Genomic DNA, 16803 nt, shown 5'->3' with positions numbered 1-16803 from the left:
CCAAACTTCGGTATGTCCGTTCGGGGATGTTTACGCGAGGCGCTGCAGTAACGTCGGTTCAGGTTTCTGAAGTCGCCTCATCTGGAATTCTCAGGTGCGCCATTATTCTAGTGGGCGCACCTGAGATCTGCTGTCACTCGTAAACACAGACGTAGATCTTGCGTACGGTCTCAATAGTACGCCAAACTCCAACGAACCCGGGCTTCATGACGAAGCTGTCACCACCCCGATAGGTTTTCGTCTGGCCGCCCTTCTCCTCGATTTCTACGAGGCCCGAAATAATATGGCAGAATTCGTAGGTGGTGCCTTTGATCGAATGATGCTCGCCAGGCGTCGCTTCCCAGACGCCGGTCAACACCTTCTCCCCCTTTGAAGCATCCTGGGCCCAGGTCTTGAAAAAGGGATTGCCCGAAATCAGACGCTCCGGCCCCGGGACCGCGTCCTTTGGCGTGAAATCCGGATTGGTGTCGATGGTGACCAACAGTGACATGTCATCTTCCTTCTTTGAGAGGCGGTTCTGATCTACGAGGCGAGGGTTGGACTGTTTCCGAGCGCGACAGCTGAGCAGTACGGGCTGCCGATGGCCTCGACCATCCCGGCCTGCCTCTGGGATGGGTCGTGGTGTCATCCGAGATTAAGGCGATGCGGAAGTCGGCGTTACCGAATAAGGCCTTGTTTCAGTCGTAAATTTCGAAATCTCTCCACCACCCAGCCACACCTGCGGACTGTTGCGACATCTGTCACCGAGGAGGGCAAGTGCGGATCATACATGCCGGGGCGATGCGCGCTCTCTAATGCGGAAACAAAGTGGTCAGCGGCATGTGGGCCTTGATGATCGGCGATTTCAGGACGACGAAGCTGAAATACTTGTCGATGCCGACGTCCATATCGGTGAGCCGTTCCATGATCGTCTGATATTCGTCGATGCCGGCGGTGACGAATTTCAGGAGATAATCATAGCCGCCCGAAACCAGATGGCATTCGATCACCTGGTCGACCTTCTCGATCGCCGCGAGGAAACGGGCGAAATCGATCTGCCGATGGTTCTTCAGTGTAATCTCGGTAAACACGGTGAGCGTCTGGCCGAGCTTACTGACATTAATCTGAGCCGAATAGCCTTCGATGTAGCCTTCGGATTGCAGCTTCTTCACCCGCATCAGGCACGGGCTCGGTGACAGATTGACCAGCTCGGCGAGTTCTACATTGGTGACGCGGCCATTCTTCTGCAGTTCGTAGAGGATTTTTATGTCGATCCGGTCGAGTTTCATCACACGCCTTCGTCTGCTAGAGATCGCCAACGGTGCAGCAGATTATGCTGCGGTTTTCCAGCGTCGAGCTTAACATATACCAAGGCAGTGTCGATCAGATTGCGGCATATGACGAAGCACAAATGGCTGCTGGACTCGCCGCAAGACAGAATCTTCTGCTGCCGCCGGTCGATCTGCGGCAAAGGCGCGGCTTCGGATCCGTTAGACTAGTACCGAACCGGAGACCATGCCATGCCCGCACCGCTCACGCACGTCGACACCACCCCACAGCCGCCTGCTGCCGCCGATGCGGTGGTGATTGGCGGCGGCATCGTCGGTGCTTTCGCAGCCTATTATCTGGCCCGGCGCGGATTGAAGGTCGCCCTGGTCGAGAAGGGGCTGATCGGGGCGGAACAGTCGAGCCGCAATTGGGGCTGGTGCCGGCAGCAGAACCGCGACGCCCGGGAATTGCCGATGTCGACGAAGAGCCTCGGTCTGTGGGAGCGCTTCGCGACCGAGACCGGCGAGGACACCGGCTTCCGCCGCTGCGGTCTTTTTTATCTCAGCAACAGCGAAGAGGAGCTCTCCGGCTGGGCTCGCTGGGGCGAATTCGCCCGGTCGGTCGGCGTCACGACCCATATGCTGAGCAGCGCGAAGGCAACCGACCGCGGGCGCGCGACCGGCTCCGTGTGGAAAGGCGGGGTACTTTCACCGACGGACGGCACCGCCGATCCGGCAAGTGCCGCGCCGGCCGTCGCGCGCGCGATCCTGAAGCTCGGCGGCACGGTGCATCAGTCCTGTGCGGCCCGCGGCATCGACATCGAAGGCGGCAGGCTTGCGGGCGTCGTCACCGAGCATGGCACGATCCGGACCAAAATCGCGATCCTGGCCGGCGGCGCCTGGGCCTCATCCTTCTGCCGCCAGCTCGGCATTCGATTTCCGCAAGCCTCGATCCGCTCGTCGATCCTTTCGGTTTCACCGGGCGCGAGCGGCCTGCCGGATGCACTGCATACCTCCGCGGTTTCCGTGACGCGTCGCGGCGATGGCGGTTACACGCTGGCGATCAGCGGCCGCGGCCGGGTCGATCCGACTGCACAGCAGCTTCGTTTCGCGCCGCAGTTCCTGCCGATGTTCGCCCGGCGCTGGCGCAGCCTCGCGCCCGGCGGATTGGAGGGAATTCGTTCCGGCCATGAATCCCTGGCACGCTGGCGCCTCGACACCCAGACGCCGATGGAGCGCATGCGCATCCTCGACCCGGCGGTCGACGCGGCCACCATTGCCCTTACGCATGCGCGGGCGCTTAAACTTCTGCCTGCGTTGAAGGACACCGGCATCAGCGCAGCCTGGGCGGGCTATATCGACAGCACGCCGGACGGCGTGCCCGGGATCGGTGAGATCGCCACCCTCCCCGGCTTCATCCTCGCTGCCGGCTTCAGCGGTCATGGCTTCGGCATCGGACCCGGCGCCGGTCATCTAATTGCCGACATCGTCACCGGCGATGAGCCGATCGTCGATCCGCGGCCCTACCATCCCAGCCGCTTTGCGGCGTCCGCCTGGGGCAAAGTCGCCGATTTCTAAACAGGCGCGCGCCCCAAGCGAAAGACATAAACGCCGCTCAGGAGGCCACGGCCATCCGATGGCTCTGGACAGCCGAATCCCTGCGGCTGTCGGCGGTCTGGAAGCGGGAGATGCGTTCGTTCAGCAATTCCACCTGCTGCCGCAGCCTGTGAATCTCGGCGGTGTTTTCCTCGACCATGGCGGCGTTGTGCTGGGTGATATGTTCGATATCGCGAACGGCGTTATTGACCTCGTCGATCCCCTTGTACTGGGTGCTCGTCGCCGTCGAGATGACCTGCACCAGCCCGTTGATCGAGGTGAAATGTTCCATGATCGCCGATAGCGCCTGGCCGGTCTCCTCGACGAGCTTGACGCCGGTGCCGACCTGCGTTGCGCTGTTGGAGATAAGATCCTTGATCTCGCGGGCCGCCTTGGCGCAGCGCTGTGCAAGCTCGCGCACCTCCTGAGCGACGACGGCAAAGCCCCTGCCCGCCTCTCCTGCCCGCGCCGCCTCGACGCCGGCATTAAGGGCGAGAAGATTGGTCTGGAAGGCGATCTCGTCGATCACGCCGATAATGCTGGTGACCTTGTCCGACGATCGGTTGATGGCGTCCATGGCGTCGACCGCCTTGGCGACGACGGCCGCGGAATGCTCCGCCTGCCGGTGCGCCTCTGCGACGGAAACCGATGTCTGGCGCGCGTTTTCCGCCGTCGTGCGGACGCTCGCGGTCAGCTCGCCGAGCACGCGTGAACTGTCTTCGAGGGCAGCCGCCTGCTGTTCGGTTCGCCGTGCCAGATCGTCGGCCGCGCCCGAAAGATTGGTGCTGCCCTCGGCGATTTCGTAGGTTGTGTTGCGGACCTCGGCGAGGGTCCGGCGGAGCGCATCGATCGCCTGGTTATAAGTTCTGGCCATCGCGACATAATCGGCGGCCAGTTCCTCGCTCATCACGGCAGCAAGATTGCCGTCGGCGAGTTTGCCGAGCATGTCGGACAGCGCGTCCAGGGCCTCGCTCTGCTCGGCTTCGATGCGTGCCTGCTCGGCTGCGCGGCGCGCCTGTTCCTGTTCGTCCCGCGCTCTGTTCGTTTCCGCGACCTCTTCGAGCCTCGTCTTTTCGAGCGCCTGGTCGCGGAAGACCGTCACGGAGCGGATCATATCGCCGATTTCATCGCCGCGCTTGCCATCGCCGATCGGAACATTGAGATCGCCGGCAGCAAGTCTCGTCATCGTCTGGGTGATCCGCTTCAGCGGTCCGCGCAGCGTTTCGATGAGCATCAGCCCGCCGATGATGGCGAGCACCGTTCCCGCGATCATGGCGGAGAGCGACATCGTGGCCGAGCGCTGGCTGATTTCCTTGCCGCTCTCCTGCGCCGTGCTGACGAACTGCTCGAGCGTGTGGCTTGCGGCCGCCACCAGCTCGGTCGCTGTCTGCTTGTTGCCTTGCCACCGATCCGCGATCGATATCAGGTCCGAGGTACCCTTTTCGATCAAAGCAAGGGAAGGCTCGATCTTCTTGGCAAGATCCTTCAAAGCGGCGTTCTTGCCGCTCAAGGGCTCGAGCTTTGCAGCGCTTTCGCGCAGGGCCTTTAGATCCACCAGAACCGCATCCCGCGACTCGGCATCGACCCGCCTGTTCAGTTCGCTGAGGTGCAGTCGCAGATCGTCGATCGATTTGAAAGCGGCATTGACGATCACGACCATCGAGCGAAGCGTTGCTATGCTCGCATCCATGCCGGCGAAACGCTCGATTGATGTATCCGCATTGCCGGAAGCGAGTTTTGCAAACTGCTCCTCGAAACGCTGCAGATCCTGGTCGACGGGAGCATAGCCGTCGAGCGACAGATTGGCGCTGTCCTTCGCCATCGCGGCAAGCTTGTCCAGAACCGGCTTCAGCGGAGCGATCTGGCTTTTCGCCTTATCGGAGCCGAGCGCCTCGCTCTCGCCGACTTCCTTGACGAGCGGCGGCAGAAGGCTGCCGATGGCCTGGGCAAGCTTCTGAGGATCGGCTGCGGCTGCGGTCGCCTTGCGCAGTTTCGCAACGCGTCCCGAGAGATTTTTGTAGGCCGAGGCGTCGAGAAGAAGTGCCCGGACGAAGGCCTCCTTGCCATCGGCCTGGTCCTGAAGAACGTCGAGCTGCTTGCGGGCGGTCTGGCTTTCCTTGAAAAGTTGCGCTACCGCCCCATCGATCCCCAGTTCGGTATTGGCACGTTCCTGCGCCACCGCCCAGAGCGCGTCGGCGCCGCCCTGCATCTTGCCGCCGAGTTCGCGCACGGCGGAGATCTGCTGCTTCTGGGCGGGATTGCTCAACATGGCATCGAGCGTCGCCGCACCCTTCTGCTGATCGGCGATGCTGGCGACCAGCCGATCGCGCGTGGCCGGCGTCGGAAGGTCGGTAAAGGCGGTCAGCGAGGATCGCAGTTGCTGAAAACTGGAAAGCGTATCGATCGTCTGCCGGGTCAGGGTCATCTGGCCATTCAGCGTCCCAGCCGTGAAATAGCCGAACAGGCCGATGCCCGCGATGAGGATGACGAGAGGCACCACGAAGAAGAGGACCTTCGTCACGATCCGCATACGCTGCAATAGTCGGTCAATCAACGACATGAAATGGTGGCCCCCGCCCAGGAAATTCGGCTCTTAACTCCGGCGCCCCATCATGCGACAGCACGCCTGCGCGCAATTGACCATTGCCCTCAATTGGCGGTGGCCGCGCCAGAGACCATCACGATAGGCAGAACTCTTAAAAAAATAGTCAATGGTGTCGAGTTTGTTCCCGAGGATGACTGAAGGCATATCTTTTCTGCCTCTTCCCCCCGATTTGCTGGCAACCTCGCCCTTTCCTCGACGTCATACTCGGCCTTGTGCCGAGGATCTGCTGCCCTATCGACGGAAGCAAGATGCTCGGGGCAGGCCCCATAGGCGCTAACTTAGCCGTCGATGTGCGATGGCTCTTCGCCTTCGCGGCGGCTCTCGCAGTCGATGGAGCAGCTGGCCGATGGCGATGGGCCTGATGGCGGCGTGCAAGACGGCGATAGAGATGTTGGTAATGGCGATGGCGACGAGACGCCAGATCGGCAATGCCGATTGGTTCAGGCTGCCAGGGGGAGAGAGTCCGGCGCCTCGGGATCGAGGGCCGGCAGGCCGTCTTCGGCCAGCAGTGCGGCGAGCAGGGCGGTGTTGATCCACAGGCGGGCCAGGTCGGCGTCCTTGGCACGTAGGTCTTCCAAACCGATCAGCGACTTCATGCGTTTGAAGGCCAGTTCGATCTGCCATCGCAACCGATAGGTCGAGGCGAGCCGCTCCGGGGGCCAGTCGTCGGCGTTAAGCGAAGTCAGCAGCACCAGGTAGCCAGCCATCTCGATGCCGGCATCGCTAGGCGTGTATCTGGCCTTAGCGGCCAACCGGCGTGCCGCTCGCCTGGCTTTTGCGGCGGCCTCAGGCGGCAAGGGTAAGATCACCACACGTGCCGCCACCTCGACCTTGGACTTGCCGTCCTGGATCCTCACGGACCGATCGAGCACACCCTTGGCGTCCGCCTCGCGGCAGAGTGCCAAGCGCTCCAGCAACTGGCCGTCGCTATCCAGCAGGCGCGGATAGTTGGAAGGAGCACGGACCAGAAAATCGGCCCCGACCCCGACCACCACAGCCAGATCGGCCGCCTTGGCATGGGCACGGTCGGCGATCCGAAGTTCGCCGGCCTTGACGCCGCGCGACAGCCGTTCGGCTTCACGACGATCGGTGACCTCAACCGAGCTGAGTTTCAGCCGTGAAAGGTCGAACACCGTATGCACCATCCAGTAGGCCCGCTTTGGCCCAGGTGGTGCAACGACCGTGGCGTCAACCGCCATCAGCCGCAGGTCACTGCGCACACCGGCAAAGGCTTCGGGGCAGCGCTCGGCAAGCAACTCCGAAACCAGATAGCCTACCCAATCGGCGCTGGCCTTCAGACGTTTAAGCATGGCCACGTCGGACATCGACGCTAGCCCCCGCTGCTCGGCCCAAGCCGCCAAGGTTCGAAGCGAAAAACCACCAAGCACATAGGCGAAACACAATCGCAGCAGATCGGCCGCGCCGCCCACCTGCCGTTTTCGAAGCAGCGCGCCGGCCTCGCGCGCGCTCGCCTCCAACTCTTCCGCCGAGCCAAGTCGTTCGACCAGCTCGCCCCAATCCAATGCTTGCAACGAATCGCTCATGACCAAGATGAATCACTCGCGATCATCACCGTCAATACTAAGTTAGCGCCCATGGGGGCAGGCCCGAGCATGACGAAAGAGGGCTCTGTCAGCGGCCTTGAGGGCGCACTTTGACGCCCTCGCGCCGGGTTTGCTCAACCGATCGCCATCAGGCTGGCATTGCCGCCGGCAGCGGCGGTATTGATCGAGGTCGAGACCTCTTCCAGCAGCCAGTTCAGGCAATAGGCCTCGGGATCGCCGGCAAGTTCGTCGCTCGTGGCAGCCTGAACCAGGAGAAGCGGACCGGGCAGGGCCGCGATCCTTTTGTTGACCGCGTGGACCCTGTCGCGATCGCCCTCGACGAGCGCGCCCGAAAAAGGTCCGTCCTTTTCCCAGTCCGAGGTCCAGGAAATGCGGCTGGCGACCGCAGCCGGAAGATCGGCGAGCACCGATTTCGAGAGGGAACCGGCATCCACCGCGACATGATTGCCCGTTGCAAGGGCTGCGGCGATCTGGCGATAGAGCCCACTCTCGGTCTGCGGCACGAGCAGAATGCGGCCGCGCGGATGCAGCGCGTAAAGATTGCGCTCGCCGACCGGGCCGGTGAGCTCGCGTTCGAGCCCAAGGGCCGAGCGGCCGGCATAACCACGCGCTGCCTCCCCTTCGACCGTCAAGCCCTTCTTGTCCAGCCAGACGATGTAGTCGCGAAGGGCAAGGTCCGTATGAACCGAATCCTGCTGCGGCGGCACGGGGGCGCGCTGCACTAAGCGGCCGATATAGAGCGGACCGCCTGCCTTCGGGCCAGTTCCCGACAGGCCGCGGCCGCCGAAAGGCTGGACACCGACGACGGCGCCGATGATGTTGCGGTTGACGTAGAGGTTGCCGGCCTTGATGCGGCTCGTCACATGCGCGATGGTTTCGTCAAGCCGCGTATGAAGCCCGAAGGTGAGGCCGTAGCCCGAGGCATTGATATCTTCGATCAGGCGGTCGAGCCCGTTTCTCTTGAAGCGGTAAACGTGCAGGACCGGTCCGAAGACCTCCTTGGTCAGATCTTTCAGCGCCTTGATCTCGATGATCGTCGGCGGAACGAAGGTACCTGCGGCAGCACTTGCGGGCAGCGGCAACTGTTCAACCTTGCGGCCGGCGCCACGCATCTGCTCGATATGCTGGTCGATCTCTGCCTTGGCGCCGTCGTTGATGACGGGGCCGACATCGATGCTGAGCCGGTCGGTACGACCGATCGTCAACTCGCGGAAGGCACCCTTCAGCATGTTGAGCGTCCGGTCAGCCACATCGTCCTGCAGGCAGAGGACGCGGAGCGCCGAGCAGCGCTGGCCGGCGCTGTCGAAAGCCGAGGCAATGACATCGGCCACCACCTGCTCGGCCAGAGCCGAGGAATCAACGATCATGCCGTTCTGGCCGCCGGTTTCGGCGATCAGCGGGATCGGCTTTCCGGTTGCAGACAGCCGTTCGGCGAGCTGCGCCTGGATCATCCGGGCGACTTCGGTCGAACCGGTGAACATGACGCCGGCCGTCTGCTCGGCACCGACCATGCCGGCCCCAAGCCGGCCGCTGCCGGGCACGAATTGCAGCGCGCCGACTGGCACGCCCGCCTCGTGGAGAATCTTGACGCTCTCCGAGGCGATGATCGGCGTGACGCCGGCGGGCTTGGCCAGCACGGGATTGCCGGCCACCAGCGCCGCAGCCACCTGGCCGGTGAAGATCGCCAGCGGGAAATTCCATGGGCTGATGCAGACGATGGGCCCAAGCGGCGCGTGGGACGGCCCGAGGGTCTTGCGCGCCTGTTCGGCGTAATAGCGCAGGAAGTCGATTGCCTCACGCACTTCGCCGACGGCGTTGGCCGCCGATTTGCCGGCCTCGCGCATGACGATGCCCATCAGCGTCTTCATACGGGCCTGCATGATGTCGGCAGCCCGCTCCAGGCAGGCGGCGCGCTCGGCCGGCGGCACGGCCGCCCATTGCGGCGCATAGTCGGCTGCCATCGCAACGATGCGGGCAGCCTCCTCGACCTTCAGTTCGGTGACAGTGCCGACGACATCGCTGTGATCGGCAGGATTGAGGACGTCGCGCGTCACCCCATCCGTGGAACCGTCGGCGAGGATCGGAAGCGCGTGCCAGGGGCTCTCGGCCGTGGAGGCGAGCGCCTGCGCGAGATCCGTCAGCGTGGCCTCGTTCGAGAGATCGAGCCCGTCTGAATTGGCGCGGGCATTGCCGTAAAGCGCCTTCGGCGCGGCGATCTGCACATGAGGCGCACCGACGATCGGCATGGCGGCGACGATCTCGGCGGGATCGGCGACCAGCGCCTCGACCGAAACGTTCGGATCGGAGATGCGATGCACGAAGGAGGAATTGGCGCCGTTTTCCAGAAGGCGACGCACCAGATAGGCGAGCAGCGTCTCATGGGTTCCGACTGGCGCATAGATGCGGCAGGGCCGGTCGAGCTTTTCCTTGCCGACGACTTCGTCATAGAGCGGCTCGCCCATGCCGTGCAGGCACTGGAACTCGTATTTGCCGACCGCAAAATCGGGACCGGCGAGATGATAGATCGTCGCCAGCGTCTGCGCATTGTGGGTGGCGAATTGCGGGAAGACGGCATCGGCGGCGGCAAGCAGCTTGCGCGCGCAGGCGATATAGGCGACGTCGGTGTAGATCTTGCGGGTATAGACAGGATAGTCGTCGAGACCGTCGAGCTGGGTGCGCTTGATCTCTGCGTCCCAATAGGCGCCCTTGACCAGGCGCACCATCATCCGGCGTCCGGAGCGGCGCGCCAGATCGATAATGAAATCAATGACGAAGGGGCAGCGCTTGCCATAGGCCTGCACGACGAAACCCAGTCCGCTCCAGCCGGCAAGATCAGGGGCGAAGCAGAGCTCCTCGAGCAGATCGAGCGAAAGCTCCAGCCGATCGGCCTCCTCGGCGTCGATGTTGAGGCCGATATCATAGGTCTTGGCGAGAACGGCGAGCGCCTTGACCTTGGGCAGCAACTCTCCCATCACCCGGCCGGCCTGCGCCCTGACATAACGCGGATGCAGCGCCGAAAGCTTGATCGAGATGCCGGGACCGTCATAGATGCCGCGCCCGTCGGAAGCCTTGCCGATGGCGTGGATCGCCTTTTCGTAGTCCTTGAAATAACGTTCGGCGTCGGCAGCAGTGGTCGCGGCCTCGCCCAGCATGTCGTAGGAATAGCGGAAGCCGCGCGCTTCGAGCGGCCGGGCGCGCTTCAGCGCCTCCTCGATGGTTTCGCCGGTGACGAACTGTTCGCCCATCATGCGCATCGCCATATCGACGCCGCGGCGGATGACCGGCTCGCCGGCGCGGGCAATCAGCCGCGTCAGCGCTGCCGACAGGCTGCGGTCATTGACCGTCGAGGTCAGCTTGCCGGTGACGACGAGGCCCCAGGTGGCGGCGTTGACGAACATCGATTTGCCGCCGCCGATATGCGAGGTCCAGTTGCCCTCGGCGATCTTGTCGCGAATCAGCGCGTCGCGGGTGTCGGTATCGGGAATACGCAGCAGCGCTTCGGCAAGGCACATCAGTGCCACGCCTTCCTGGCTGGAGAGCGAATATTCCTGCACCAGCCCTTCGACGCCTGTGCCCTTGTGCTTGGCGCGAAGCGCCTCGATGAGGCTGCGAGCCGTGCTGCGGATATCATAACGCTTCGCTTCGGAAACGCGTGCGGCCGCAACCAGCGGCGGCAGGCATTCGGTTTCCGGACGGCGATAGGCTGCCGTGATCGCCTGGCGGAGTTCCGATTGCGGCCGGATCGGCGGAGCAAAGGCGGCGAACGGCACGCCGCCGGCGGGTTCTTTGGAGGATGCGGGGTCGATCGCTGCGTTCAACATGAGAGTTCCTGATCGGTGAATGTTTCGTCTAACGGATAAATGGAACACCGGGCTCGTCGTCCCAGGTGGCATCGTCCGTAAAAATCGGGCCGGAATATTCCGTCTCGTGAAGCGGACGCGCAGGGGGCTTGTCGCTCTTGAGGGTGAATGCGGCTGCGACCGCTCTTATCGCCACCGGCCGATAGTGAGCGAGCAGATCCGGTTTTTGATCGCCATCAGCTTTTCTCTCATGCATCTACGATCCCCCTTTTACACGTCGCAGCGACCGAGCCCGGCAATGCGCCAGGCGGCTGCGCCCTTCCTCCCATTGCCGACGATTAATCTACCACAGTCACGAATCGCGATCTCACTTGATTTCAATGGTTTTCAAGCTGTATGAACTTATAAACCGATTATCGAGAGTTCAAATGGCTGCGGAAACCGATAACTTTAGTGAATTGGACCAATTCGACAGAAAGATCCTCGCGGCACTCGCCGAGGACGGCAGGCTGTCGATCACCGATCTCGCCGCGCGCGTCGGGCTTTCTAAGACACCATGCCAGATTCGCTTCAAGCGACTGATCAGCGACGGCTACATCGAAGGCTTCAAAGCCGTCCTCAACCCATCGAAGATGCAGCTCGACCACATCGCCTTCGTCGAGGTGAAGCTCTCCGACACCCGCGAGGATGCACTGAGAAGCTTCAACGAAGCCATCAAAAAGATCCGGGAAGTCGAAGAGTGCCATATGATTGCCGGCCGGTTCGACTATCTCCTGAAGATCCGCACCCGCGACATCGGGCGCTACCGCCGCGTGCTCGGCGAGCGCATCTCGACGCTGCCCCATGTTGCCAACACCTCGACGAATGTGGCGATGGAGACGATCAAGGAAGGCTGGGACAAGTTCGGCTCGAGTCTTTCGTGAAGGAAGACGGCCGCCGACAGTCCTGCTAAACCGATATTCGCGGCTGAAGCTGAATGCGAGGATCAAGATGGGCCAAGCCAATAGCGTCCCATTATCGGCAGACGAACAGCGCGAAGCGCGCAGGCTTCAATTTCTTCCCTGGGAGCGCGTCGCGAAGGATCTCGATCATCCCGCTCACCTTGCCCGCAAGGCGGAGCTTCGGCGAGCATGCGGCGCCGAATTGGCCGAGACGTCCTATATTGCCGAGAATGCTGCGATCTTCACCGAGAGCCTGACGATGGGCGAACGGTCCTGGATTGCCGGGCATGCGCTCGTGCGGGGCGACGTGATCCTCGGCGACGATTGCTCGATCAATCCCTATGCCTGTGTCTCCGGCAAGGTGACCTGCGGCAATGGCGTGCGGATCGCTTCGCATGCGTCGATCGTCGGCTTCAACCATGGTTTCGACGACCCCGATCGGCCGATCCATCGCCAAGGCGTCGTCAGCATCGGCATCGTCATCGGCGACGATGTCTGGATCGGCGCCAATTGCGTGATCCTCGATGGCGTCACGATCGGCAACGGCGCGGTGATTGCCGCAGGAGCGGTCGTCACGCAAGATGTTCCTGCGCTTGCGATTGCCGGCGGAGTTCCGGCAAAGATGTTGCGGAGCAGGGGCGCACCGGCCAGGAAATCCGGCATTGGAGAGATCGAAGACCGACTGGTCAGGCTCGGGCAGAAGGCGAAGGAGCAATGGCCCGATATCCTTGCGCGCTGGAAAACACCCGAGGGCTATGAATCGCTGGAGGCGGACGGAATAAGGCGGCCGGCGATCCGGCATCTCTGCGATGCCATCGAGATCGCCGCCGGCTTCGATCAGCTGCCGCCCGGACTCGATACGTCGCAAACCGTCGAGCGTCTCCGGGGTCTTCAGGAGCGGGAGACCGGCCTCTTTCCGGAGGCGCATTCGCATGGGCAGGACCGGGCATTGAGAGAAGATCCGAAGGCGCTGTACAACGTGCTTTCGGTCGGCTATGCGCTGGAACTGCTCGGCTCCGGGCCACGGCACCCGATCCAGGCGGTACAGCTTGATGCTCGAGAGCTGGAGCAGTGGCTGGGTGTGCTTCCCTGGCCGAGCCGGGCGTGGCACGCCGGCAGCGTCGTCGATGCCATCGGAACCGCCATGTATTTCAACGCCAGGTATTTCGGCACCAAGGGGCCGCGACCGGCGCTCTTCGAGTGGCTGAGCCGCACTGCCAGCGGCGTCTCCGGCCTCTGGGGCGAGCCGACGGCGCTGGAGGGATGGCTCCAGCCGGTGAATGGATTTTATCGCCTGACGCGCGGCACCTATGCGCAGTTCGGCATGCCGCTTCCGCATCCGCATGCAGCGATCGAGACGGTTCACCTGAATTACCGCAACCACAAAGGCTTCGTTGCCGAGAAATACAATGCCTGCAACCTGCTTGATACGATCCATCCGCTGCTGCTGATCGGGCGGCAGACCGACTACCGCCGGACCGACGGCGAGGCGATCGCGCGCGGCCTGATCTCCAGGGCGCTCGACAGATGGCGGGATGGCGAAGGTTTCCCGTTCGCCGACGGCGGCGAGCCGAGCTTGCAGGGAACCGAAATGTGGCTTTCGGTCATGCATCTGGCGGCCGATTTCCTCAGCCTGGCGGATCAGTTCGCCTTCGTGCCGAAGGGCGTCCATCGTACGGCGACACCCGGCCTCGGCCTCTGATCAACCGTGCAGCGAGGCCGTCAGCCAGGCGGCGGCGAGATCGCCCGCATGGCTGCGCTTGGCCTTGATCGGCACGATCACGTTGTAGCGGCCTTCGGCGGCAAGCTCGGTTCCTGAGGCCGACACCAGCGTTCCGTCCTCCAGGAAGGTGCCGATCAGCATGCGCCATCCCAAGGCAATCCCCTGTCCCGCGCGCGCCGCCGCGATGCTTTCGGTGTAATGGTTGAAGCGAAGCGACGGTTTGACCTCGATATTGCCGCCGGTCAGCGACACCCATTGCGCCCAGCCATACCAGGAACGATCGATCACCTCCGTTTCGATGAATTCGTCGGCGGAGCCGAGCGGACCATTTCCGCGTCGCCTGAGGTGGTCGGGAGAGCAGACGGGGCAGACGACGTCGCCGCGCGAGGCAATGACCGTTCCATCGCTGAAGGGCGGCACGCCGTATCGGATCGCCACGTCGATCTCCCCGTCATCCAGCGTGATCGGGTTATCCTGGGATATCACCCTCACGAGAATGCCGGGATTGGACCGGCGGAATTCGGCGAGCCGCGGCAGCAGCCAGAAGGAAGAGAAGGCGACGGTCGCGCCGATCGTCACCACGTCCTGACTGCGCGACTGGATCGCCTCCACGCTCTCGGCGATGTCGGCAAAGCTCTTTGCCAGCGTCGCGCCGAGGCTGACGCAGGCGGCCGTCGGCTCGATCGCCCGGTGCTTGCGCAGGAAGAGCGGCTGGCCGAGCTCCTCCTCCAGGGCGGCGATCTGCCGGCTGACGGCCGCCTGGGTGACGCCGAGTTCGCTCGCCGCCGTGGTGAAGCTCTTCCTGCGCAGCACCGCTTCCAGCGTCACCAGCGCCGTCAGCGACGGAAGCCGTCTTCGAAATTGCATCACGAGACTCCTATTCGCATGACAAAAACTTATGCGAAGCTAATTTTTTATGCCGTTGAAAGCCCGGCGCTGCAAGAGCAATCTAGGGAAACTCTCACATAAGGGGTTCTCATGCTAAACAGGCTTCCTTCTTCCATTTCGGCACTTCTGGACTCCCGCGCGGACGGCCATTCGCTGCCGGCCGGGCTCTACATCCGCGAAGACGTGTTCGAAGCGGATATCGATGTCTTCTTCCACAAGCACTGGATCTGCGTCGGCCTCGACTGCGATGTTCCGGAGCCCGGCGACGCCACCGTTGTCGACATCGGCAAGACGAGCCTGATCCTGCTGCGCGACGACGACGGCGAAATCCGCGTGTTGCACAATGTCTGCCGCCATCGCGGCTCGCGTCTTCTCAACCCGGGCAAGACGATCGTTTCGAAGCTTGTCTGTCCCTATCACACCTGGACCTATGAACTGACGGGCGAGCTCAGCTACGCCCCGCACATGGGCAAAGAATTCGACAAGGACTGTCACGGTCTGAAGCCCGTTACCTTCAAATCGATCGGCGGCCTGATTTACGTCTGCCTGTCCGACAATCCGCCTGAGGATATTGCCGGCCTCGAACAGGCGATGGTCGAGCGTCTCGCGCCCTACGACATTCGCAATGCCAAGATCGCCCACCAGACCGACGTCATCGAAGACGGCAACTGGAAGCTGACGATGGAGAACAATCGCGAGTGCTACCATTGCTCCGCGAACCATCCTGAGCTCTGCGTCTCCTTCGTCGATCTCGACTTCGGCTTCGATCCCGAGACGCTGAGCCCGGAGGATCGCGAACAGGCCGAGGAGCATTTCCGGCTGTACGAGGCGCGCACCCAGGTATGGGAAGCCGATGGGTTTCCGTCAGCTGCCATCGAGCAGCTGGCCGACTGCGCCACGAACTTCCGCACGCAGCGGCTGATCATATCAGGCGCCGGCGAATCCCAGACGCATGACGCCACTGCCGCCTCGTCCAAGCTGCTCGGGCAGATGACCCGCAAGGATCTCGGCGACACGCATCTCTGGGGCCATAACAGCTGGAACCATTTCATGGGCGACCATGCGGTCGTGGCAACTGTCATTCCGCTTTCGGCGGGCAAGACGCTGGTCCGCACCAAATGGTTAGTCCACAAGGATGCCGTCGAAGGCGTCGATTACGACCTCGACAAGCTGACAGATGTGTGGATCGCGACGACCGACCAGGACGCTGATCTCGTCGCCCGCTCCCATGCCGGCGCGCTCGACCCCGCTTATCAGCCAGGTCCCTATTCCCGCTTCTCCGAGACGAACCTCGACAAGTTCGCCACCTGGTATATCGACCGGATGCGCGCTCATGGATACTAGGAACCCGCAAGCGCCGCTCGCAAAGGCCGTCCGTCACGACGTCTGGAATCCCGAGGAAGACGATACACTCGTCTGCCTCGACGTCCAGCAGGAGACCCACGACGTCAAGACCTTCACCTTCGCCTCCCCTGACGGCAAGCGCTTCGCCTTCAAGGCCGGCCAGTATTTCCTGTTCGACCTGGAGCACAATGGAGAGCCTGAAAGCCGCTGCTACAGCATCTCCTCGTCGCCGCATCGCACGAACGCCTTCTCGGTGACGGTGAAGCGCGTTCCCGGCGGCAAGATCTCCAACTGGCTTCACGACACGCTGGTGCCGGGTGCGTCGGTCAAGGCGAACGGCCCGCTCGGTCATTTCGTCCGGTCCGAGGCTTCGAAGCCGAAGCTTCTGCTGCTCTCCGGCGGCTCCGGCATCACGCCCGTCATGTCCATTCTGCGTGAGCTCGCCGACAGCTGCGCGCCGGCCGACGTCGTCTTCCTGCATGCCGCACGCACGCCGCTCGATCTGATCTTCCGCGATGAGCTTGCCTGCATCGCCCGCAAGCTGAAAGGGCTGCGGCTGCATTTCCTGCCAGAAACGGTTGCGGGCGAGCCCTCCTGGTCCGGCCTTACCGGCCGTATTTCGGCGGATTATTTCAGGCTGGCGGTTCCCGATATCGCCGACCGCACGGTGATGTGCTGCGGCCCCGCCCCCTTCATGGCGGCGGCGCGCGGCATTGCCGCCGAACTCGGCGTTCCCGCTGCGCATTATCTCGAGGAAAGCTTCGACGCCGCCGTCATCGACGAGCCTGAAATCGCCGCGATCCAGGAAGCAGCCGCGAAGGTCTTTCAGGTCACCTTCTCCAAGCAGGCCCGCAGCATCGAGGTAACTGGCGATCAGAGCGTGCTCTCCTGCGCGAAGAAAGCGAGCGTCAGGATCCCGTCCTCCTGCGCCAACGGGGTCTGCGGCACCTGCAAGTCGAAGCTCACCTCAGGCACGGTCGACATGAACCACAATGGCGGCATCCGCCAGCGGGAAATCGACGCCGGCTTCTTCCTGCCCTGCTGCTCGAAGCCGCTCAGCGATCTCGTCATCGAACGCTGAGCGACACCGCATC

At 62.9% G+C, this 16803-nt stretch carries 12 protein-coding genes; 5 read left to right on the top strand and 7 right to left on the bottom strand.

Features of this window, described 5'->3' with window-relative positions:
- Window positions 1–133: 133 nt before the first annotated feature.
- Together EFD56_RS01515 and EFD56_RS01510 are read right to left on the bottom strand one after the other, a co-directional pair.
- Window positions 134–490: a cupin domain-containing protein gene (locus EFD56_RS01515; protein WP_126904455.1), complete on the bottom strand. Its 357-nt coding sequence runs from the start codon at window positions 488–490 to the stop codon at window positions 134–136.
- 301 nt (window positions 491–791) lie between these two features.
- The gene (locus tag EFD56_RS01510; RefSeq protein WP_004679019.1) at window positions 792–1268 is read right to left on the bottom strand and encodes an Lrp/AsnC family transcriptional regulator; all 477 of its coding nucleotides are present in this window, start codon (window positions 1266–1268) and stop codon (window positions 792–794) included.
- 231 nt (window positions 1269–1499) lie between these two features.
- Between EFD56_RS01510 and EFD56_RS01505 the strand changes: the two genes are divergently transcribed.
- Window positions 1500–2825, top strand: coding sequence for an NAD(P)/FAD-dependent oxidoreductase (locus EFD56_RS01505; RefSeq protein ID WP_126904454.1), 1326 nt, complete (start codon window positions 1500–1502; stop codon window positions 2823–2825).
- Window positions 2826–2862: 37 nt separating this feature from the next.
- On the opposite strand, the gene EFD56_RS01500 is transcribed toward EFD56_RS01505, so the two are convergent.
- The 4 genes from EFD56_RS01500 to EFD56_RS01485 form a co-directional block, all read right to left on the bottom strand.
- Window positions 2863–5403, bottom strand: coding sequence for a methyl-accepting chemotaxis protein (locus EFD56_RS01500; RefSeq protein WP_126904453.1), 2541 nt, complete (start codon window positions 5401–5403; stop codon window positions 2863–2865).
- A 485-nt stretch (window positions 5404–5888) separates the two neighbouring features.
- Window positions 5889–6992 (bottom strand): transposase, encoded by a 1104-nt coding sequence (locus tag EFD56_RS01495; protein WP_064817369.1) that lies wholly within the window; start codon window positions 6990–6992, stop codon window positions 5889–5891.
- A 134-nt stretch (window positions 6993–7126) separates the two neighbouring features.
- Window positions 7127–10834 (bottom strand): trifunctional transcriptional regulator/proline dehydrogenase/L-glutamate gamma-semialdehyde dehydrogenase, encoded by a 3708-nt coding sequence (putA, locus tag EFD56_RS01490; protein ID WP_126904452.1) that lies wholly within the window; start codon window positions 10832–10834, stop codon window positions 7127–7129.
- 28 nt (window positions 10835–10862) lie between these two features.
- Entirely contained in the window at window positions 10863–11069 is a 207-nt protein-coding gene (locus tag EFD56_RS01485) for a hypothetical protein (RefSeq protein ID WP_126904451.1), read from the bottom strand.
- A gap of 172 nt (window positions 11070–11241) precedes the next feature.
- Between EFD56_RS01485 and EFD56_RS01480 the strand changes: the two genes are divergently transcribed.
- The gene (locus EFD56_RS01480; RefSeq protein WP_012490059.1) at window positions 11242–11736 is read left to right on the top strand and encodes an Lrp/AsnC family transcriptional regulator; all 495 of its coding nucleotides are present in this window, start codon (window positions 11242–11244) and stop codon (window positions 11734–11736) included.
- Window positions 11737–11803: 67 nt separating this feature from the next.
- Complete coding sequence (locus EFD56_RS01475) at window positions 11804–13456, top strand: acyltransferase (protein WP_012490060.1); 1653 nt, start codon at window positions 11804–11806, stop codon at window positions 13454–13456.
- Here EFD56_RS01475 and EFD56_RS01470 read toward each other — a convergent pair whose 3' ends face one another.
- A complete protein-coding gene (locus EFD56_RS01470) occupies window positions 13457–14344 on the bottom strand; it encodes a LysR substrate-binding domain-containing protein (protein WP_012490061.1) in 888 nt (295 codons plus the stop codon).
- A gap of 111 nt (window positions 14345–14455) precedes the next feature.
- On the opposite strand from EFD56_RS01470, the gene EFD56_RS01465 reads away from it, so the two are divergent.
- Both EFD56_RS01465 and EFD56_RS01460 read left to right on the top strand, forming a co-directional pair.
- On the top strand, window positions 14456–15709 hold the full coding sequence (locus EFD56_RS01465) for an aromatic ring-hydroxylating oxygenase subunit alpha (protein WP_012490062.1): 1254 nt from the start codon (window positions 14456–14458) through the stop codon (window positions 15707–15709).
- Complete coding sequence (locus tag EFD56_RS01460) at window positions 15699–16790, top strand: FAD-binding oxidoreductase (RefSeq protein ID WP_012490063.1); 1092 nt, start codon at window positions 15699–15701, stop codon at window positions 16788–16790. Before EFD56_RS01465 ends, EFD56_RS01460 begins: the two co-directional genes overlap by 11 nt.
- Window positions 16791–16803 lie beyond the last annotated feature (13 nt).

It is taken from the genome of Rhizobium phaseoli (assembly GCF_003985125.1).
In the GTDB taxonomy this organism is placed as follows: domain Bacteria; phylum Pseudomonadota; class Alphaproteobacteria; order Rhizobiales; family Rhizobiaceae; genus Rhizobium; species Rhizobium phaseoli.
The sequence above is the reverse complement of the archived record's forward strand: the minus strand, read 5'-3'. Positions and strand labels throughout refer to the sequence as shown.